We start from the raw sequence: 20,195 nt of genomic DNA, 5'->3' as shown, positions 1-20,195 counted from the left end.
AGACGCGTGCGAGTCTACGAAACGAAAATGACAGAACCATTTCAGAAAAATGACAGGCGACGCCGTCTTGCCTGAGGTGCAAGCGCGGCGCCGCCGGGCGATAAATTACACTCTGTTCTTCCACACCGTCTGCACATTACAGAATTCATGCAGCCCGAAATGAGAAAGCTCGCGGCCAAAACCGCTCTTCTTCACGCCACCAAAGGCCACGCGCGCGTCGCTGGCGCTGTAACCGTTGATAAACACCCCGCCGCACTCCAGCTCGCGAGAGAATTTATCCGCAAGCGCTGCGTCAGCGGTAAAGACCGTCGCAGACAAACCGAAGTCGCTGTCGTTGGCAAGCGTGAGGGCGTGATCCGCATCTTTCGCGACCGTAATGGCCGCAACCGGACCAAACAGCTCCTGGCGGAAGGCTGTCATCGACGGAGTGACGTTCGCCAGCACGGTAGGCGCGTAATAATTCCCGTCGCTGCTGATTTTCTCTCCGCCCAGCAGCAGCGTTGCCCCTTCTGCCAGGCTCGCCTGCACCTGCTGATGCAGTTCATCGCGCAGGTCATAGCGCGCCATCGGGCCAAGGTAGTTCTCTTCTTCTTCCGGCGCGCCCATCTTTAACGCGGCGACGGCGTCAACGAAGCGTCGGGTAAAGGTATCCGCAATACCCGCTTCCACAATGAAGCGTTTGGCCGCCGCACACACCTGCCCGGTATTCTGGTAGCGCCCTGCTACCGCCGCCTTCACGGCAAGGTCCAGATCGGCATCGTTGAGTACGATGAACGGGTCGGAGCCACCCAGCTCAAGTACGCATTTTTTCAGCGCAGCGCCCGCCTGCGCGCCAATGGCGGCCCCGGCGCGCACGCTGCCGGTTACGGTCACCGCCGCAATGCGGCGATCGTTAATCGCCTGGCTTACGCCGTCATTGGTGGCATTCACCCAGCCGAACACCCCTTCAGGAAAACCGGCATCTGCAAAAATCTGCGCGATAAGTTCCGCCGAGCCGAGCACGTTCGGCGCGTGTTTGAGCAGATAGCTATTACCTGCCAGCAGGATCGGCACCGCGCCGCGCAGAACCTGCCAGAGCGGGAAGTTCCAGGGCATTACCGCCAGAATCGGCCCCAGCGGACGGTATTCAATGACCGCGTTGTGGTTTTCCACAAGCGTAGGTTCCGCATGCAGCATCGCCGGGCCATGATCGGCATACCAGTCGCACAGACCCGCTGATTTCGCCACTTCCGCCCGCGCCTGCTGAATGGGTTTTCCCATCTCGCGGGACATCATCCGGGCCATCTCTTCCGCACGGCCGCGCAGCGCGGCGCCGAGATCGCGCAGCTTCTGCGCCCGGTGGGCAACGCTTTCGCGCCGCCACTGACGAAAGCCCGCATCAGCCAGCGCGATGGCACGTTCAACCTCTTCCTGCGTCGCCCACGGACAGGCGGCGAGCGTTTCGCCCGTAGCCGGGTTAACTGACAGGGCATGTGTAGCAGATGAATATTTCATGATGTTCTCCACGCATTACGGTTGATTAAGTGTGGCTCACTCTGCTATTTCTTAAAAATGAATAATACTGACCACCTTATTCACGAAACGAGAATGCTATGGATTTAACCCAGCTTGAAATGTTTAACGCCGTCGCGCAGACGGGCAGCATCACCCAGGCGGCACAGAAGGTGCATCGCGTTCCCTCGAACCTGACGACCCGCATCCGCCAGCTGGAGGCCGATCTTGGCGTTGAGCTGTTTATTCGTGAGAACCAGCGTTTGCGCTTATCTCCCGCCGGGCATAACTTCCTGCGCTACAGCAGGCAGATTCTGGCGCTTGTGGATGAAGCGCGCATGGTCGTCGCGGGCGATGAGCCGCAGGGGCTGTTTGCCCTCGGCGCGCTGGAGAGCACCGCTGCCGTGCGCATCCCTGAGACGCTGGCGCAGTTTAACCAGCGCTACCCGCGCATCCAGTTTGCCCTTTCTACCGGGCCATCCGGGACGATGATTGACGGCGTACTGGAGGGAACCCTGAGCGCCGCTTTTGTCGACGGACCGCTGTCGCACCCGGAGCTGGAGGGGATGCCGGTCTACAGGGAAGAGATGATGCTGGTCACACCTGCCGGGCAGGCGGAGGTCACGCGCGCCGCGCAGGTGAGCGGCAGCGACGTTTATGCCTTTCGCGCGAACTGCTCGTATCGCCGACACCTTGAAAGCTGGTTTCATGCGGACAGAGCCACGCCCGGCCGCATTCATGAGATGGAGTCCTACCACGGCATGCTCGCCTGCGTCATTGCGGGTGCAGGCATTGCCCTGATGCCGCGCTCAATGCTGGAAAGTATGCCGGGCCATCATCAGGTTGAAGCCTGGCCACTGGCGGAAAACTGGCGCTGGCTCACCACCTGGCTGGTGTGGCGTCGCGGGGCGATGACCCGCCAGCTGGAGGCGTTTATAGCGCTGCTAAACGAACGTCTTCAACCAGCGCCTTCTCCATAAACAGGCTGAGCGGGTCGTCAACGTAGGGGGCAAAGGCCGGACGCAATTCGTATCCGCACTGTTCATAGAGACGAACCGCAGCGCGTTGCTTAATGCCCGTTTCCAGCCGCACCGTGTGGCAATGACGGCTCAGGGCCTCGTCTTCCAGGGCGGCCAGCAGCGTCTCACCGAGATGCTGGCCCCGATGGGCCGGATCGATATAGACCCGCTTCATCTCTCCCGTTCCGTCCCCGTTGAGCACGATGGCGCCGCAGCCGACGGCCTGAAGCTGCTGGTCGCGGACGATCATCAGGATCAGCGACGTTTCCGGCAGCGCAGCCAGATCGAGCAGATGATTACTTTCGGCGGGATAGAGTTCGCTTTGATAGCGGTCAAGCGCCGCGATCAGTCTGGTAATGTCCGGATGGCGGGCAGATTCAGAGGTAATGGAATACATGGCAGGCTCCTTGTTGTTTTTATTTCAACATAGCGCAGGCCTGCCTGGGTGCATCATAGTATTAACTTATACGCCGTCCGGCTAGCGCAAAAAGACACGCCCTTTCAGATACAGCGTTGCCTGGCCGCCAATTAGCACGCGGTCGCCCTTCAGTTCACAGCGAAGATCCCCGCCGCGGTACGACACCTGGCGGGCGTTGAGCGACGTCTTACCCAGCCTTTCGCTCCAGTAAGGGATCAGCATGCTGTGCGTGGACCCGGTAACCGGATCTTCCGGTACCCCTTCGCCCGGGCAGAAGAAGCGGCTGACGAAGTCATATTCACCCTCGCCAGGCGCGGTCACGCAGACCATTTTATCCAGCGGAACCATCGCGCCAATATCAGGCGTTAACGCCTCCACCTGCTGCTGGCTCTCCAGCACCACCATATAATCTCGCCCGACGCGCACCTCTTTCGCCACCGGGATGCCCAGCGCGCTAAACAGCGCCGGCGGCGGGTTATCGACGGCTTCCGTCGACCACGCGGGGAAGTTCAGCGTCAGCCAGTCGCCGCTGCGTTTGACCGTCAGCTCGCCCACGAAGCGCGTGGTAAAGTGAATTTCCGTATGTGGGTAGTCCAGATACTCAAAAATGACGTGCGATGCCGCGAGGGTCGCATGGCCGCAGAGGTTAATTTCATGCAGCGTGGTAAACCAGCGCAGTTCAAACCCACCGTCTGTTCGCACAAAAAAGGCGGTCTCAGACTGGTTATGCTGCTGCGCCATCTTGAGAAGGGTCTCGTCGGGCAGCCACTCTTCCAGAGGACATACCGCCGCGGCGTTGCCGCCAAAGGTTTTGTCGCTGAAGGCATCCACCAGATAAAAATCAATTTCCCGCATTGTCTCTTCCTCTCTTGTTATCAGTTTTAGCGCAGATACACAGTGCCTTTCAGGTAGCACGACGCCTGACCGCTCATCAATACGCGCTCCCCTCGCAGCTCGCAGCGTACATCCCCGCCGCGCGCCGAGACCTGACGGGCAAACATCGCCGTTTTCCCCAGCTTTTCGCTCCAGTAGGGGATCAGCATCGTGTGCGCGGATCCAGTGACCGGATCTTCCGGAACGGAAACGCCCGGCGAGAAGAAGCGGCTGACAAAGTCATACTCCCCTTCGCCCGGTGCCGTCACGCTCACCTTATGCTCGCCCGGCGTCATCGCCGAAAAGCGCGGCTCAAGCGCTTCAACCTGCTGGCGGTTTTCCAGCACAATCACCCAGGCGCGGCCCTTACGGGCTTCAACGTAATCGCGGATACCTAGCGCCGCAAGCATCTCCGGCGGCGGCGTCTCTTCACTGGTCGGACACGCCGGGAAGTCTAGCGTCATCCACTCTCCCTCCCGGCTGACCGTCAGGCGACCGGACGCAGTGTCAAAATGGATCCGTGAGTCGGGATAATCCAGTTCATTAAACAGAACGTACGCGGCGGCAAGGGTAGCATGACCGCAAAGATTGACTTCGGCGAGCGTGGTAAACCAGCGTAGCTCAATGCCGCCTTTAGTGCAGACGAAAAATGCGGTTTCCGACTGATTATGCTGCTGCGCCATTTTCAGTAGCGTCTCATCGGGTAACCACGCTTTCAGCGGGCAAACCGCCGCCGGGTTGCCGCCAAAAGCGCTTTTGCTGAACGCATCTACCAGATAAAAATCAATCTCCTGCATTGTCTTACCGCCTGTTTTTGTTGTGTTGTACTTTTATATTCAATGAAAACAGTGCCTCCGGCTACCGCTTTCATAAAGTAAATATTGAGACCTGCGTCACATAATGGTTGAGTTTTCGCCGTTCAACGTTTTAAGATCGTCTCCTCTTCTTTCCAGCAACGTATCTCCACATCCCTATGACAACGAACACAGTTTCCCGCAGAGTTGCGTGGCTACGCGTGGTCACGCTGGCCATTGCCGCGTTTATTTTTAACACCACAGAATTTGTTCCGGTTGGGCTGTTGTCTGACATAGCCGAAAGCTTCCAGATGGAAACGGCGCAGGTGGGCATTATGTTGACCATCTACGCCTGGGTCGTGGCGCTGATGTCGCTGCCGTTTATGCTGCTGACCAGCCAGATGGAGCGGCGCAGGCTGTTGATCGGTCTGTTTACTTTGTTCATTGCCAGCCATGTCCTGTCGTTTATGGCGTGGAATTTTACGGTGCTGGTCATTAGCCGCATCGGCATCGCTTTTGCCCACGCGGTCTTCTGGTCGATTACCGCGTCGCTGGCTATTCGACTCGCGCCGGCGGGTAAACGCGCCCAGGCCTTGAGCCTGATTGCCACCGGTACCGCGCTGGCAATGGTGCTGGGGCTGCCCATTGGCCGCATCGTGGGACAATACTTCGGCTGGCGTACCACCTTCTTCGCCATCGGCATGGGCGCGCTGGTGACGCTGGTGTGTCTGATTAAGCTGCTGCCCGCGCTGCCGAGCGAACATTCCGGCTCGCTGAAAAGCCTGCCGCTGTTGATGCGTCGCCCGGCGCTGCTGAGTATCTATCTGCTCACCGTTATCGTGGTCACCGCGCATTACACGGCGTACAGCTACATTGAGCCGTTTGTGCAGATGGTCGCGGGCTTTAGCGCTAACTTTGCCACCCTCTTACTGCTCATCCTCGGCGGCGCGGGCATTATTGGCAGCGTGCTGTTTGGCAAACTGGGTAACCAGCATGCCTCCCTGCTTGTGAGCAGCGCCATCGGCCTGCTGCTGGCGTGCCTGGTGCTGCTGCTGCCTGCGTCAGGCAGCGAAAGCCATCTGGCGATCCTGAGCCTTTTCTGGGGCGTAGCGATTATGATTATTGGTCTCGGCATGCAGGTGAAAGTCCTGGCCCTGGCACCGGATGCCACGGACGTGGCGATGTCGCTGTTCTCGGGGATATTCAATCTGGGGATTGGCGCGGGGGCGCTGGCGGGAAATCAGATTAGCCTGCACGTGTCGATGTCGGCGATTGGCTATCTGGGAGCCATTCCGGCCCTGGTGGCGCTGATCTGGTCGGTACTCATCTTCCGCAAGTGGCCGGTGGCGCTGGAGGAACAGGGGCAGCACGGGTGAGGTTTGTTTATGCCGGGTGGCGATTTCGCCTTACCCGGCAATAAACTCAATGGTAGGTCTTAATAATCTCCAGCACGCCGTTAATAATAAACTGCACGCCCATACAAACCAGCAAGAAGCCCATCAGCCGCGAAATGGCTTCAATCCCGCCCTTGCCTACCCAGCGCATAATGGCGCCAGAGCTGCACAGCGACGCCCAGACGATAAGCCCGATAATCGCAAAAATCAGCGGCGGCGCAACCGTCAGCACCCAGTCCGGGAAGGTTGCGCTGTCGCGCACCGTCGACGCGGAGCTGATGATCATCGCGATAGTACCCGGCCCCGCCGTGCTCGGCATGGCAATCGGTACAAAGGCGATATTGGCACTCGGTTCGGTTTCCAGCTCTTCGGATTTACTGGCCGCCTCGGGCGACTCGTGCGCCTTTTGCGCCGGGAACAGCATGCGGAAGCCGATAAAGGCCACGATCAGCCCCCCGGCGATACGCAAGCCAGGGATGGAAATCCCGAAGGTATTCATCACCAGCTGCCCGGCGTAATAGGCCACCATCATGATGGCAAAGACATACACGGCAGCCATCATCGACTGATGATTGCGCTCGGCGCTGTTCATATTCCCTGCCAGCCCGAGGAAAAGCGCCACCGTCGTTAACGGGTTAGCCAACGGCAGCAGTACCACCAGCCCAAGCCCAATTGCTTTAATCAAATCCAACATAGTGCGTCGTTGTCCTTATCCACATTTAACATCGCAATTATAGGGTGAAAGTGTGACGCTCAGCCATCAGCGCAACGTAACGATTATTTTCTTAAGGTAATGATAACCAGCAGTTATCTATATGATTTACAAGCTTTCAAATAAAGTTCATGAAACGTTTTAGCAATTCGTGGCATCGGCCGATTCATTCAGTTGACTTATACTTGCCTGAGCAATAATATCTGCCGTGACTAAACTACTTGCCAGGGCAACCATTGTGAAAAACACCAGTGATATCTTCAACGACGTTGTTCCACTGGGTCGTCTTATTCATATGGTTAACCAGAAAAAAGATCGCCTGCTCAATGACTATCTGTCACCGCTGGATATCACCGCAACACAGTTCAAAGTGCTGTGCTCCATTCGCTGCGAAGGGTGTATCACGCCGGTTGAGCTGAAAAAGGTGCTCTCTGTCGATCTGGGTGCGTTAACGCGCATGCTCGATCGTCTCGTCTGCAAAGGATGGGTAGAACGAAGCCCTAACCCAAATGACAAACGCGGCGTACTGGTCAGGCTCACCAGCGATGGCGCGGCTATGTGCGAGCAATGTCATCAATTAGTAGGACAAACACTGCATCAGGAACTAACAAAAAACTTAACGGCAGATGAAGTGGCAACCCTTGAGCTTTTGCTGAAGAAAATACTGCCGTAAACAGAAAAAGAGGTATGACGATGTCCAGACGCAATACTGACGCTATCACTATTCATAGCATTTTGGACTGGATCGAAGATAACCTGGAATCGCCGCTCTCCCTTGAAAAAGTGTCTGAGCGTTCAGGTTACTCCAAATGGCACCTGCAACGGATGTTCAAAAAAGAGACCGGTCATTCATTAGGTCAATATATTCGCAGCCGCAAACTGACGGAAATTGCCCAGAAACTGAAAGAAAGCAATGAGCCGATCCTTTATCTGGCGGAGCGTTACGGATTTGAATCACAGCAAACCCTGACGCGTACGTTCAAGAACTACTTTGACGTGCCGCCTCATAAGTACCGAATCACCAGCGTACCGGGTGAATCCCGTTATCTGTATCCGTTAAAACACTGTAGTTAAACATCGCCTGTAACAGACGTAACCGAGGAAAAAATGAACGTTACCGCCTCCGCCGCCCTCGCCTTGCTGGTGCTGTTTTCCAGCCAGACCTTCGCGGAGCAAACCCCAGGTGCAACGCAGCAAAATAATCGTGACACGATGATTTTGCCGTCAGCACATGACCAGTCACCTTTTGATTTCAACCATATGGGTGCTGGTAGCGACAAATCCGACGAATTAGGCGTGCCTTATTATAATCGGCACGGCCTCTGATTCGTTTTTGCCCCGCATACGCGGGGCTTTTTTATGCCTTTCCACTCACCCGCGCCGCCCGACGTACACGGAGACCAAACACGTTGATGTACAGACCGGCCATGATCAGCACGGCACCGAGCAGCTGCAGCGCGCTTAACGTTTCATCCAGCAGTATCGCCGCACTGGCAAGCCCCACCACCGGAACCAGCAAAGACAGCGGCGCGACGCGCCAGGTCTCATAGCGCCCCAGCAGCGAGCCCCAGATCCCGTAGCCCACGATGGTGGCGACAAACGCCAGATAGATAAGAGAAAGGATCGTGGTCAGATCGATGTAGACCAGGCTGTTCAGCATCACCTCCGGGCCATCCAGAATAAACGACGCCGCCAGAAACGGGATTATCGGGATCAACGCGCTCCAGACCACCAGGGACATCACCTGTGGGCGCGCTTCATGCTGCATAATCAGCTTGTTGAAGATATTGCCGCAGGCCCAGCTCAGCCCCGCCGCCAGCGTGAGCATAAACCCGAGCAGCGCCACGTCCTGACCGTTCAGGCTGGCTTCAATCAGCACCAGCACGCCAAACACCGCGAGCGCGATCCCCGCCAGCTGTTTGCCCTGTAAACGTTCGCCAAACACGAAGGCGCCGAGAATAATGGTAAAGAACGCCTGCGCCTGTAACACCAGCGAGGCAAGACCGGCCGGCATCCCGAACTTAATGGCGCAGAAGAGAAACGCGAACTGGCCAAAGCTGATGGTCAGGCCATAGCCCAAAAGCAGTTTTAACGGAATCTTTGGACGGGCGACGAAAAAGAGCGCCGGGAACGCCACCAGCATAAAACGCAAACCGGCCAGCATCAGCGGGGGCATATTGTGCAATCCCAGCTTGATGACCACAAAATTGAGCCCCCATACCACGACCACCAGCAACGCCAGCAGCCCGTCTTTACGCGTCATACCCTGCCCCTGAATTATTAATAATTTGTTAACACTTCAAGGTAACAGAAAAAAGTGTGTCGCGAGAAGATCATTATTTCTGGCAGGGAGCTGAAGCACTTAGGGATAAATCGGGTGCTATACAAGCCCCTTATGTCGTGATACTCCTTTTAGGACACAACATAAAAAGCATAAGCAATTGTCGGGCAGGAATATGAAACCATCTCTCAGGCGCTCAACCGCAGCGCTGCTGGCATCGTCATTGTTACTAACCATCGGTCGGGGGGCAACGCTGCCGTTCATGACCATTTATCTCACGCGCGTGTTTCATATGAGCGTCGAGAATATTGGTTATGCCCTGACGATTGCGCTCACCGTCGGCGTAGTGTTCAGCCTGGGATTTGGCATTCTGGCCGATAAGTTTGATAAAAAGCGCTACATGCTGATCGCGATCGTTGCCTTTATCGCCGGTTTTGTCGCGATCCCGCTGGTGGATAACGTCACGCTGGTGGTGCTGTTCTTTTCCCTGATCAACTGCGCCTATTCTGTCTTTTCGACGGTGCTGAAAGCCTGGTTCTCCGACGTGCTCACCGCAAGCCAGAAAGCGCGAGTCTTCTCGCTGAACTACAGCTTCCTGAACATTGGCTGGACGATCGGGCCGCCCATTGGCACCCTGCTGGTGATGTACAGCCTGCAGCTGCCGTTCTGGCTGGCTGCCTTCTGCGCCGCGCTGCCGCTCGGGTTTATTCATTTCTTCGTGCAGAAAAGCGTCGCGCTGGATACCGCCGAGGAGAAGATGCCCTGGCAGCCGTCGGTGCTGCTGAAAGACCGCGCCCTGTTCTGGTTCACCCTCTCCGGCCTGCTCGCGTCTTACGTGGGCGGATCGTTCGCCAGCTGCATTTCGCAGTATGTTCTGGCCGCCAATGCCGACAGCGATTTTGCCCAGAAGGTGGTCGCCGTGGTGCTGCCCGTTAACGCCGCCGTGGTGGTGACGCTGCAGTATGCGCTGGGGCGCAAGATCTCCGCCAGCAATATTCGGCCTTTAATGACTGCCGCAACGCTGTTTTTTATCCTGGGGCTGGGGGGCTTTATGCTCTCCGGGGAGAACCTGATTTACTGGGGCATCGCCGCCGCCGTCTTTACGCTGGGTGAGATTATCTACGCACCGGGTGAATACATGCTGATCGACAACATTGCCCCGCCGGGGATGAAGGCGAGCTATTTTTCAGCCCAGGCGCTGGGCTGGCTCGGCGCGGCGGCAAACCCGATGCTCACCGGTATTATCCTGACCAACCTGCCGCACTGGTCGCTGTTTGTGATTATGATGGCCGCGATTATTGTGGCGTGGCTGATGATTTTGCGCGGGATGAGCGTGAAAAGTGAAGATAGCGTGTCGGGTGGCGCTGCGCTTACCCGACCTACAAAACCCTAATCGTGTGCCGGGTATGGCGAAGCCACCACCCGGCAAAAGCAACAGCCTAGTGGTGCAGCATCTCCTCCACCACCTGCTCTTTGTACATCTCGTTTGGATAATAGGTCGGCCAGTTATCCATCTCTTTCAGCAGCGCCTCGTGGGAGGTGTTGCCCATGAAAATATGGAAGTGCGAAGAGGCCTTCGGTCCGATGGTGTGGTCGCTGAACTGCACGAATTTAGGCGCCTTGCTGTCGGCATCTTTACACTCAAACAGATAGCGAACGCCTTTCTTACCTGACGCATAGGTCAGAATTTTGTAGCCGCTGTAAGCATACTGACAGCGGCTGACCGCTTTGCCTTTATGAAATTCCATCACGTTATTTTCGATGCCGATGGCATCCACGTCCGTCGCATATCCCTTACGGTAGTACGCTTTCACCTCGTCAAAGGTTTTGCTTTTTTCCTTCTGCGCTTTCTGCCTGAAGACCGGATCCAGCGAGCCGTCCAGCAGGAACGGATAAACCGACTGCCAGGTCCCGTCCCAGTCTGACAGTGCTCTGTCCTTCACGTCCTTATCCTCAAACACGCCGTTTGCCGCCTTCTGTTCCGCTTCGGTCATCTGATGACCGTGCGAGTGAGCAAACAGCTGGCCGCTGACCAGCAGCGCCCCCAGAGTCATGGCAAATTTTCCAATATATGCAGCCAAAGTAACGCCCTCGTTCCGTTTTATAAGAACGAGAATGTTATATTATAACATCTCAGATCGCAACCAGCCCGCGAACGCCCTCCTGCTCCATATTTTCACCCCGCCCGCGCTGAATAATGGTGCCACGGGACATCAGCAGATAGCTGTCGGCCAGCTCTGCGGCAAAGTCGTAAAACTGCTCAACGAGCAGGATCGCCATGTCGCCTCTGTTTGCCAGGGTGCGGATCACGTGGCCGATCTCTTTGATGACGGATGGCTGTATGCCTTCGGTGGGTTCATCCAGGATCAGCAGCTGCGGACGGCTCGCCAGCGCGCGTCCAATCGCCAGCTGCTGCTGTTGCCCACCCGAGAGATCACCCCCGCGACGATGCTTCATCTCTTTAAGTACCGGGAACAGCTGCCAGATTTCGTCAGGCACCTGCTTCGCCTCGCGGGCGGGAAATCGCGACAGCCCCAGCAGAAGGTTCTCTTCCACAGTTAAGCGCGGAAAAATCTCGCGCCCCTGCGGGACATACGCCACACCAGACTGCACCCGCTGGTGCGGCCTGCTGTGGGTGATCGTTTTACCCTGCCAGATGACCTCCCCGGTTTTCGCCGGGATCAGCCCCATAAGACACTTCAGCAGCGTGGTTTTCCCGACGCCGTTGCGCCCCAGCAGGCAGGTGACTTCGCCGGTGACGGCTTCAAAGCTCACGCCGCGCAGGATATGGCTACCGCCGTAATACTGATTCAGTTCGTTAACCTGTAACATCATCGCTCCTTAGCGCCCCAGATAGACCTCAATCACCTGCTCGTTGGCCTGCACCTCGCGAAGCGAGCCCTCCGCCAGCACCCGCCCCTGATGCAGCACCGTGACGTGGTCGGCAATCGTTTCAACAAAGCCCATATCGTGCTCCACCACCATCAGGGAGTGCTTGCCCGCCAGGGTTCTGAACAGCTCGGCGGTGTATTCCGTTTCTGCGTCAGTCATCCCGGCGGCGGGTTCATCCAGCAGCAGCAGGTGCGGGTCCTGCACCAGCAGCATGCCGATCTCCAGGAACTGTTTCTGCCCGTGCGAAAGCAGCCCGGCGCGGCGATCGCGCTCGCTGCTAAGGCGCAGCAACACCAGCATTTCGTCGATCCGGTCGCGCTGCTCGCCGTTGAGTTTTGCCCGCAGGCTCGCCCAGACGGATTTGTCGGTTTTCATGGCGATCTCGAGGTTTTCACACACCGTCAGCGCTTCAAAGACCGTGGGCTTCTGGAATTTTCGACCAATCCCCTGACGGGCAATGGCCGCAGGCTCAAGCGCGGTCAGGTCGATGGACTGATCGTAAATCGCCCTGCCGCTCTTTGGCCGCGTTTTGCCGGTAATGACGTCCATCAGCGTGGTTTTACCGGCCCCGTTGGGGCCAATCACGCAGCGAAGCTCGCCCACGCCGATATTCAGCGAGAGATCGGACAGGGCCTGAAAGCCGTCGAAACTGACGTTAATGGCCTCAAGCTGAAGCACCGGGTCAGTCTGCTCCCGGTAGCGATCGCCGGGCAGCTGGCGGGTAAATAATCCTTCCGTTGGCTGCATTATTTCTCTCCCTTACGCAACAGACCGTAGACGCCGCGCGGCAGGAACAGCGTGACGGCAATAAAAATCAGTCCCAGAAAAAGCTGCCAGTACTCTGGCATGGCGACGGTGAAAAAGCTCTTCGCTCCGTTGACCAGCGCCGCGCCAATCACCGGCCCCACCAGCGTGCCGCGCCCGCCCAGCGCCACCCAGATGGCGGCTTCTATCGAGTTGGTCGGCGACATCTCTCCGGGGTTGATAATGCCCACCTGCGGGACGTACAGCGCCCCCGCCAGGCCGCACAGCACGGCAGAGAGCGTCCATACCAGCAGCTTGAACCCGCGCGGATCGTAGCCGCAAAACGTCAGGCGGTTTTCGGCGTCGCGAACGGCGGTCAGGATGCGGCCAAACTTGCTCTTCGCCAGCGCAAATCCGGTACCCAACGCCATGAGCAGCAGCAGCACGGTTGCCAGGAACAGCGCGATGCGGGTGGCCGTTTCCGTCACCGAAAACCCGAGCAGCGTAGTGAAGCCGGTAAAGCCGTTATTGCCGCCAAATCCGGTTTCGTTGCGAAAGAACAGCAGCATGCCCGCGTAGGTCAGCGCCTGGGTCATAATCGAGAAGTAGACACCTTTGATCTTTGAGCGGAAGGCAAACCAGCCAAACACCAGCGCCAGCAGGCCCGGCACCATCACAATCAGCACCAGCGCCCAGGCAAAGTGCTGGGTGCCCCACCAGAACCACGGCAGCTCGCTCCAGGAGAGAAACGACATAAACGCGGGCAGGCCGTCCCCTGACGCCTGACGCATCAGGTACATCCCCATCGCATAGCCGCCCAGGGCGAAGAAGATGCCGTGCCCAAGAGAGAGCATGCCGGCATAGCCCCACACCAGATCCAGCGCCACCGCAACGATGGCATAGCAGAGGATCTTGCCGATGAGCGTCAGCATCCAGGTCGACAGCGCCAGCGGATGCGTCGCAGGCAGCAAGGCGAAAAACGGTAATATCAGCAGACATGCCACCAGGAGGCTGCCTGCAATCTGCGTGACGCGCGGCGCTTTACGCGCCAGCGTTAAGGTTAGCGGCTGGCTCATCAGTCAATCACCCTCCCTTTCAGCGCAAACAGCCCCTGAGGACGCTTCTGAATAAACAGCACGATCGCTACCAGAATCACAATCTTGCCCAGTACGGCCCCCATCTGGGGCTCAAGAATTTTATTGAAAATGCCCAGCCCAAATGCGGCGGCTACGCTGCCTGCCAGCTGGCCCACGCCACCGAGAACGACCACGAGGAACGAGTCGATGATGTAACCCTGACCGAGCTCCGGCCCGACGTTCCCAAGCTGGGATAACGCCACGCCGCCTAGCCCGGCGATCCCTGAGCCCAGCCCAAACGCCAGCATATCGACGCGCCCGGTCGGTACCCCGCAGCAGGCGGCCATGCTGCGGTTCTGCGTTACCGCCCGCACGTTGAGCCCCAGACGGGTTTTATTCAGAATGAGCCAGGTAAAGAACAGCACCATCAGCACAAAGCCCAGCACCACGATGCGGTTCCACGGCAGCGTCAGGTTGGCAAAAACCTGCACCCCGCCGGACAGCCATGCCGGGTTGGCGACCTCCAGGTTCTGGGCGCCAAACGTCATGCGCACCAGCTGGATAATCATCAGGCTGATCCCCCACGTTGCCAGCAGCGTTTCCAGCGGGCGACCATACAGGTGACGGATCACGGTGCGCTCCAGCACCATCCCGATGCCCGCCGTCAGGCAGAACGCCACCGGCAGCGCGATAACGGGATAGAGCGCCAGCCACTGGGGCGCAAGCCCGGCCATCGCCTGCTGCACCATCCACGTGGCGTACGCGCCCAGCATCAGCATCTCGCCGTGCGCCATATTAATGACGCCCAGCAGGCCGTAGGTAATGGCAAGCCCCAGCGCGGCCAGCAGCAGCACCGATCCCAGGGACAGCCCCATAAACGCCTGGCCCAGCAGGTCGCCCCACATCAGTCGATGCTGGATCTGGCTAAGACTCTCCTGCGCGGCCGCGCGCACGCTGGCGTCCGGCTCGGTCTGCGCCTGAGTGAACGGGGTGAGTCTGGACTGAACGTCCGGATCGTCTGACTGGCCTAATAATTCGACAGCCTTGTGGCGCACCTCTGCCTGCGGGCTGGCCAGCTGGAGATTCGCCACCGCCAGTAAAAGCGCCTGGCGCGCGACAGCGTCCGTTTCATCGTTTACCCGCTTTTCGAGAAAAGCGAGCATCCCCGACTGGGCATCCCGCTGAAGCTGACGCGCCGCCGCTCGTCTTTCTGTGACACTGTCACTCACCAGCTGATGTGTAGCGATGGCCGTAGCGGCCAGCACGCGCAGCCGGTTGGTCAGACGAACGGCTTTGGTTTGCCCTTCGATCACACGGGCTTCACCGAGCGAAACCATTTGACCATTGCGCTGCGCAAAGGCGTGCTTTTGGCTGTCGGTATACAGGTTTTCCTTTTGCAGAGACTGAAGCAGCGGCAGACGAGCGGCATCCGGCGCGGCGGCCCACTGCGTGAGTAAATCCGCCTGCTGGCTGCGGCTGGCGGCAACAAAACGATCGGCATCCGATGCCTGCGCCATCCCTGGCAGCAGTCCGGAAAGCCATACAAGAGCGATGAACATGCGCATGGCGTTCATGACGTTTCTCCCTGCGGTGAAGGCTTAGTTGCTGGCGGTTTTCATCGGCTGGTCGGGCTTTTTGTCATTCCCGTCGATGAACGGGCTCCACGGCTGGGCACGTACCGGCTGCTCCGTCTGCCAGACCACGTTGAACTGGCCGTTGCCTTCGATTTCACCGATCATGACCGGCTTATGCAGATGATGGTTGGTGGCATCCATGGTGAGCGTAAAGCCTGAAGGCGCCTTAAACGACTGACCGGCCATCGCCGCACGCACCTTATCCACGTCGGTGGTGCCCGCTTTTTCCACCGCCTGCGCCCACATATGAATCCCCACGTAAGTAGCTTCCATCGGGTCGTTGGTCACTACGGTATCGGCGTTCGGCAGCTTGTGCGCTTTGGCATAGGCTTTGTAATCCGCGACGAAGGCCTGGTTGGTCGGGTTATCCACGGATTCAAAGTAGTTCCACGCCGCGAGGTTGCCGACCAGCGGTTTGGTGTCGATCCCGCGCAGCTCTTCTTCACCTACGGAGAACGCCACCACCGGGACGTCGGTCGCCTTCAGTCCCTGGTTAGCCAGCTCTTTGTAGAACGGCACGTTGGAATCGCCGTTGATGGTCGAGACCACGGCGGTTTTGCCGCCTGCGGAGAATTTCTTGATGTTGGCGACGATGGTCTGGTAGTCGCTATGACCAAACGGGGTGTAAACCTCTTCGATGTCCTTATCCGCCACCCCTTTCGAATGCAGGAACGCGCGCAGGATCTTGTTGGTGGTGCGCGGGTAAACGTAGTCGGTCCCCAGCAGGAAGAAGCGTTTTGCCCCGCCGCCGTCTTCGCTCATCAGGTATTCCACCGCCGGAATGGCCTGCTGGTTCGGCGCTGCGCCGGTATAGAAGACGTTTGGCGACATCTCTTCGCCCTCATACTGCACCGGATAGAACAACAGGCCGTTCAGCTCTTCGAAGACCGGCAGCACCGATTTACGCGAAACCGACGTCCAGCAGCCGAACACTACCGCCACTTTATCCTGGCTCAACAGCTGACGCGCCTTCTCGGCAAACAGCGGCCAGTTCGAGGCCGGATCCACCACCACCGGCTCCAGTTTCTTACCCAGCACGCCGCCTTTGGCGTTGATCTCATCGATGGTCATCAGCGCGACGTCTTTCAGCGGGGTTTCGGAGATGGCCATCGTGCCGGACAGAGAATGCATGATCCCCACTTTGATGGTATCGGCGGCCTGCACGCCAAAACTCATTCCCATCGCCGCGACGGACGCGGATAACGCAAAGGCTTTTAATAAGGTACGACGCTGCATATTTTCACTCCTGAAAAAGAACGCTGTGCGAAAACGTCCGTTACGGCATGGACGCGGAAATAAAGGTGTCAGCGAAGCAGGAGCAAAAAGGATGCCAGAATGAAAAATGCGCTATTGCAGGAAACAGAGTGCAGGATGTAAAGAGAACGACTCAGAATGGCACAGCGCTGCACTTTTATAATGCAGCGCTGTGCCGGAAGGTTTACCAGACTTCGCTGGCAATCTGCGTGACCAGACGGACTTTATCCCACTGCTGGGTTTCGCTCAGGCTGTTGCCCTCTTCTGTCGAGGCAAAACCGCACTGCGGGCTGAGGCAAATCTGATCTTTCGCCACGTACTTCGCTGCCTCTTCCAGACGCGCCTTGACGCCTTCCGGGTTCTCCAGCTCACCGTTTTTGGTGGTGATCAGCCCCAGCACCACCTGCTGCTTGCCCGGACGAACGAAGCGCAGCGGCGCGAAATCCCCGCTGCGGTCGTTATCGTATTCGAGGAAAAAGGCGTCAACGTTAACCGTTCCGAACAGCACTTCCGCCACCGGCTCGTAGCCGCCTTCGGAAATCCAGGTGGAACGGAAGTTGCCGCGGCAGACGTGCAGCCCGATGGTCAGATCCTCCGGCTTGCCTTCCAGCGCCTTGTTCAGCACGCGGGCATAGATTTGCGCCAGCTCATCGGCATCATCGCCGCGCTCGCGGATCTGACGGCGCTGATCGTCCGAACAGAGATAAGCCCAGACGGTGTCGTCCAGCTGCAGGTAACGGCAGCCCGCGTCGTAGAATGCGCGGATGGCGTCGCGCCAGGTGGTCGCCAGGTCCTCGAAATAGTCGTTCAGATCCGGGTAAACCGTCGCGTCGATGTCTTTGCGCCCGCCGCGGAAATGGAGCACGCTTGGGCTGGGAATGGTCATCTTCGGCTGGGCATTGCCGCTGATGCTTTTCAGATAGCGGAAATCTTCCAGCATCGGGTGGTCGCCAAAGCCCAGCTTGCCGGTCACGCGCACGCCGTGGGCCTTGGTTTGTACTCCGTTGAACTGAATGCCCTGCTGTGAATCGTAACGCTCAACGCCCTGCAGACCGTCAAAGAAGTCGAAGTGCCACCAGGCACGGCGAAATTCACCGTCGGTCACTACATGCAGGCCGCACGCACACTGCTGCTCGACGACGTGGCGAATGGCCTCGTCCTCCACCGCACGAAGCTGTCCGGCATCAATTTCGCCGCTGGCGAACTTCAGGCGCGCCTGTTTAACGGCATCCGGACGTAAAAAGCTGCCGACTACGTCGGCGCGGTAAGGGGCGTGCTGTCGTTGCATGGAAATCTCCTCAGTCTGCCGGCGATAATTGCCGGCAGTGATAATTCATCATTTGAATATTTAGACTTCTGGATGTCTAAATGTCCAAAAAAGATGTCATACCTCACCGCTTCCGGCAAACGAGAAAATTTCACGGGTGTTGAAAAAAATTCATATTCACAGCGCGGCGACGGACGCCAGGCTGGCAAACGCGTAGCGCTCATCTTCCCAGCCGGTAATGCCGCCAAGCATGATTTTGACCGGCAGCCCGAGACGCGCCAGCTTCAGCGCGGCTCGGTCAGCCCCGTTACAGTGGGGCCCCGCGCAGTAGACGACAAACAGCGTCCTTTCCGGCCATTGGGACATCCGCTCAGCGGTAATCTGGCTCCAGGGCATATGCAGTGCCCCCGGCACATGGCGACGGGCAAACTGTTCCGGGCTCCCCACCACGTGCAGCAGCACAAAGTCCTGCTCATTATTGGCGATGGCATGATGCACGTCGGCGCAGTCGGTTTCGACGCTCAGGCGACGCAGAAAATGGGTAACGGCTTCCTGCGGCTCGGCAGCCGGAAATTCAGTAACATAGCTCATGATCCTTCCTCATCTTTGGCGTTTGTGTTAACACTACTCTATCCACAAATTCAGCTCATGAATGCGCTTGCTTATGCCAGAAAACAGCAAAAAGATGACAAACTTAAGACAAATTTCCCGCCCGCAGGTGGTGGTGCTGGCTTATGACGGACTGTGTACCTTCGAGTTTGGCGTCGCGGTGGAGATTTTTGGCCTGCCGCGTCCGGAACTGGGCGACGACTGGTATCGTTTTGCGGTGGCGAGCGTGGATAGCGGAGAACTGCGGGCGACCGGCGGGATCCGCATGGTTACTGATGGCGATTTGAGCCTGCTTGCGTCGGCAGATCTGATCGTGGTTCCCGGCTGGCGCGGGCTGGATGCACCGGTTCCGGACGCACTCAGCGAGGCATTGCGCCAGGCCAGCGCGCGCGGGTGCCAGCTGCTGTCCATCTGTTCGGGCGTGTTCGTGCTGGCCGCTACGGGGCTACTGAACGGCCGCAAGGCCACAACGCACTGGCGCTATATTGACGGGCTTAAGGCCCGCTACCCTGAAATCGAAGTGGTTGAGGACGTGCTCTACCAGGACGAGGGAGACATCCTGACCTCTGCGGGCAGCGCGGCAGGGATCGATCTCTGTCTGCACGTCGTCCGGCGGGATTACGGTATGGAAACCGCCAACAGCGTGGCGCGGCGGCTGGTGATCCCCCCTCACCGTGACGGTTCGCAGCCGCAGCAGCTGAGCCGCCCGGTGGCACAGCTGCGTGAGAGCCAGCGCCTGGGCCAGCTGTTTGACTATCTGCACCAGCATCTTATCGAGCCGCACAGCCTCGACTCGCTGGCGCGTCGGGTCGGTATGAGCCAGCGCACCTTCCTGCGCCGCTTCGAGGCGGCGACGGGGATGACGCCCGCACGCTGGCTGATCAATGAACGCCTGCTGAGAGCGAAAGATTATCTGGAAAGCAGTCGGTTGAGCATCGACAGCATTGCTGAACAGACCGGGTTCGGTCAGGCATCGACGCTGCGCCATCATTTTCGCCAGCAGTATGCGCTTTCGCCTGCCCAGTATCGTAAACAGTTTTCGCCCCCTGATGCTGGCCGCTAAACGGTCAGTCTTTTCGATTACGTTTGAATACGGAGCTCCTGATGGTCACCACACACGTTTTTATCGCTGTCAGTCTTGATGGCTACATCGCCAGAGAAAATGACGATATCGACTGGCTGCTGCAGCGCGATGACCCGACAGAAGATCATGGCTATGACGCGTTCATCGCCGATAAAGAGTGGATCGTGATGGGCCGGGGTAGCTACGAAAAGGTGCTGACCTTTGACGCATGGCCTTATGACCGGCCCGTGCTGGTGCTCTCCCGACAGCTGGCCGGGACGCCCGTGCCCGAGGCGCTGAAGGGCAAAGTGCAGTTCTCGCGCAGCACGCCAAAAGAGGTTCTCGACGATCTGGCGGCACAAAACGTAAATCGCGTCTATATCGATGGCGGGCAGGTGATACAGTCCTTCCTGCACGAAGGGCTGGTCGCCGATATTGTTATCACTACCGTACCCGTGCTGCTCGGCTCAGGAAAACCGCTTTTTGGCACGCTGTCCCGGGATATTGATTTAACCCTGGTATCAAGCCGCAGCTTCCCTTCGGGACTGGTACAGTCACACTATCAGGTTAGATCATAGGGGCATGGCACAAGCGAGTTGGCAAAAAAAACCGCCATTATCTGGCGGTAAATGCTTGCATGGATAGATTTGTATTTTGGTCTCTACGTCCCCGAC

Annotated in this window: 22 protein-coding genes; 8 read left to right on the top strand and 14 right to left on the bottom strand. The window is 58.0% G+C overall.

All coding sequences use genetic code 11. The annotated features are described in order from the left end of the window. Positions 1-105 precede the first annotated feature (105 nt). The gene (sad, locus tag ACR42C_RS11460) at positions 106-1,494 is read right to left on the bottom strand and encodes a succinate-semialdehyde dehydrogenase (protein ID WP_479985158.1); all 1,389 of its coding nucleotides are present in this window, start codon (positions 1,492-1,494) and stop codon (positions 106-108) included. Between the two features lie 98 nt (positions 1,495-1,592). Between sad and ptrR the strand changes: the two genes are divergently transcribed. After that, positions 1,593-2,471: a putrescine utilization regulator PtrR gene (ptrR, locus tag ACR42C_RS11455; protein WP_116339922.1), complete on the top strand. Its 879-nt coding sequence runs from the start codon at positions 1,593-1,595 to the stop codon at positions 2,469-2,471. On the opposite strand, the gene ACR42C_RS11450 is transcribed toward ptrR, so the two are convergent. From ACR42C_RS11450 to ACR42C_RS11440, 3 genes are all read right to left on the bottom strand, one after another. Continuing rightward, positions 2,425-2,907: a GNAT family N-acetyltransferase gene (locus ACR42C_RS11450; RefSeq protein WP_163329372.1), complete on the bottom strand. Its 483-nt coding sequence runs from the start codon at positions 2,905-2,907 to the stop codon at positions 2,425-2,427. The genes ptrR and ACR42C_RS11450 overlap by 47 nt on opposite strands. Positions 2,908-2,988: 81 nt before the next feature. Continuing rightward, positions 2,989-3,783, bottom strand: a complete 795-nt coding sequence (locus ACR42C_RS11445) for a PhzF family phenazine biosynthesis protein (RefSeq protein ID WP_479985157.1) — start codon at positions 3,781-3,783, stop codon at positions 2,989-2,991. 26 nt (positions 3,784-3,809) lie between these two features. Beyond that, the gene (locus ACR42C_RS11440; protein ID WP_192982351.1) at positions 3,810-4,598 is read right to left on the bottom strand and encodes a PhzF family phenazine biosynthesis protein; all 789 of its coding nucleotides are present in this window, start codon (positions 4,596-4,598) and stop codon (positions 3,810-3,812) included. A gap of 176 nt (positions 4,599-4,774) precedes the next feature. Between ACR42C_RS11440 and ACR42C_RS11435 the strand changes: the two genes are divergently transcribed. Further along, the gene (locus ACR42C_RS11435) at positions 4,775-5,971 is read left to right on the top strand and encodes a sugar transporter (RefSeq protein ID WP_479985156.1); all 1,197 of its coding nucleotides are present in this window, start codon (positions 4,775-4,777) and stop codon (positions 5,969-5,971) included. 46 nt (positions 5,972-6,017) lie between these two features. On the opposite strand, the gene ACR42C_RS11430 is transcribed toward ACR42C_RS11435, so the two are convergent. Beyond that, on the bottom strand, positions 6,018-6,683 hold the full coding sequence (locus ACR42C_RS11430; protein ID WP_479985155.1) for a MarC family NAAT transporter: 666 nt from the start codon (positions 6,681-6,683) through the stop codon (positions 6,018-6,020). 256 nt (positions 6,684-6,939) lie between these two features. Here ACR42C_RS11430 and marR point away from each other — a divergent pair, with 256 nt between their 5' ends. The 3 genes from marR to marB are packed head-to-tail and all read left to right on the top strand — an operon-like array spanning position 6,940 to position 8,027. After that, positions 6,940-7,374, top strand: coding sequence for a multiple antibiotic resistance transcriptional regulator MarR (marR, locus tag ACR42C_RS11425; RefSeq protein ID WP_116339933.1), 435 nt, complete (start codon positions 6,940-6,942; stop codon positions 7,372-7,374). Between the two features lie 20 nt (positions 7,375-7,394). After that, a complete protein-coding gene (gene marA / locus ACR42C_RS11420; RefSeq protein WP_008502237.1) occupies positions 7,395-7,775 on the top strand; it encodes an MDR efflux pump AcrAB transcriptional activator MarA in 381 nt (126 codons plus the stop codon). Positions 7,776-7,808: 33 nt separating this feature from the next. Continuing rightward, complete coding sequence (gene marB, locus ACR42C_RS11415; protein WP_116339935.1) at positions 7,809-8,027, top strand: multiple antibiotic resistance protein MarB; 219 nt, start codon at positions 7,809-7,811, stop codon at positions 8,025-8,027. 31 nt (positions 8,028-8,058) lie between these two features. On the opposite strand, the gene eamA is transcribed toward marB, so the two are convergent. Next, positions 8,059-8,964: an O-acetylserine/cysteine exporter gene (gene eamA / locus ACR42C_RS11410; protein WP_479985154.1), complete on the bottom strand. Its 906-nt coding sequence runs from the start codon at positions 8,962-8,964 to the stop codon at positions 8,059-8,061. A 193-nt stretch (positions 8,965-9,157) separates the two neighbouring features. On the opposite strand from eamA, the gene ydeE reads away from it, so the two are divergent. Next, complete coding sequence (gene ydeE, locus ACR42C_RS11405) at positions 9,158-10,375, top strand: efflux MFS transporter YdeE (RefSeq protein ID WP_479985153.1); 1,218 nt, start codon at positions 9,158-9,160, stop codon at positions 10,373-10,375. A gap of 46 nt (positions 10,376-10,421) precedes the next feature. On the opposite strand, the gene zinT is transcribed toward ydeE, so the two are convergent. The 8 genes from zinT to ACR42C_RS11365 all read right to left on the bottom strand — a co-directional run bounded on the left by zinT (position 10,422) and on the right by ACR42C_RS11365 (position 18,440). Further along, positions 10,422-11,063: a metal-binding protein ZinT gene (gene zinT, locus ACR42C_RS11400; protein WP_479985152.1), complete on the bottom strand. Its 642-nt coding sequence runs from the start codon at positions 11,061-11,063 to the stop codon at positions 10,422-10,424. A gap of 52 nt (positions 11,064-11,115) precedes the next feature. Further along, positions 11,116-11,814 carry an urea ABC transporter ATP-binding subunit UrtE gene (urtE, locus tag ACR42C_RS11395; RefSeq protein WP_163329615.1) on the bottom strand — a complete coding sequence of 233 codons (699 nt, stop codon included), beginning with the start codon at positions 11,812-11,814 and terminating at the stop codon, positions 11,116-11,118. Positions 11,815-11,823: 9 nt separating this feature from the next. After that, positions 11,824-12,621, bottom strand: coding sequence for an urea ABC transporter ATP-binding protein UrtD (gene urtD, locus ACR42C_RS11390; RefSeq protein ID WP_479985151.1), 798 nt, complete (start codon positions 12,619-12,621; stop codon positions 11,824-11,826). After that, positions 12,621-13,694 carry an urea ABC transporter permease subunit UrtC gene (gene urtC, locus ACR42C_RS11385; RefSeq protein ID WP_316387201.1) on the bottom strand — a complete coding sequence of 358 codons (1,074 nt, stop codon included), beginning with the start codon at positions 13,692-13,694 and terminating at the stop codon, positions 12,621-12,623. Before urtC ends, urtD begins: the two co-directional genes overlap by 1 nt. Then, a complete protein-coding gene (gene urtB, locus ACR42C_RS11380) occupies positions 13,694-15,268 on the bottom strand; it encodes an urea ABC transporter permease subunit UrtB (RefSeq protein ID WP_320719555.1) in 1,575 nt (524 codons plus the stop codon). The genes urtC and urtB overlap by 1 nt, the downstream gene beginning before the upstream one ends. A 24-nt stretch (positions 15,269-15,292) precedes the next feature. Then, the gene (gene urtA / locus ACR42C_RS11375; protein ID WP_116339951.1) at positions 15,293-16,564 is read right to left on the bottom strand and encodes an urea ABC transporter substrate-binding protein; all 1,272 of its coding nucleotides are present in this window, start codon (positions 16,562-16,564) and stop codon (positions 15,293-15,295) included. A 202-nt stretch (positions 16,565-16,766) separates the two neighbouring features. Beyond that, positions 16,767-17,870 (bottom strand): cobalamin-independent methionine synthase II family protein, encoded by a 1,104-nt coding sequence (locus tag ACR42C_RS11370; protein WP_192982362.1) that lies wholly within the window; start codon positions 17,868-17,870, stop codon positions 16,767-16,769. A 156-nt stretch (positions 17,871-18,026) separates the two neighbouring features. Continuing rightward, on the bottom strand, positions 18,027-18,440 hold the full coding sequence (locus tag ACR42C_RS11365; RefSeq protein WP_479985150.1) for a rhodanese-like domain-containing protein: 414 nt from the start codon (positions 18,438-18,440) through the stop codon (positions 18,027-18,029). A 73-nt stretch (positions 18,441-18,513) separates the two neighbouring features. On the opposite strand from ACR42C_RS11365, the gene ftrA reads away from it, so the two are divergent. Continuing rightward, positions 18,514-19,521, top strand: coding sequence for a transcriptional regulator FtrA (gene ftrA / locus ACR42C_RS11360; RefSeq protein WP_316379123.1), 1,008 nt, complete (start codon positions 18,514-18,516; stop codon positions 19,519-19,521). Between the two features lie 41 nt (positions 19,522-19,562). Further along, a complete protein-coding gene (locus ACR42C_RS11355; RefSeq protein WP_162874949.1) occupies positions 19,563-20,099 on the top strand; it encodes a dihydrofolate reductase family protein in 537 nt (178 codons plus the stop codon). The last annotated feature ends 96 nt before the right edge of the window (positions 20,100-20,195 follow it).

This window comes from Enterobacter sp. MG-EB028 (assembly GCF_056673305.1).
Note: the sequence above shows the minus strand (reverse complement) of the source record. Positions and strands in the feature narration are given on the sequence as shown.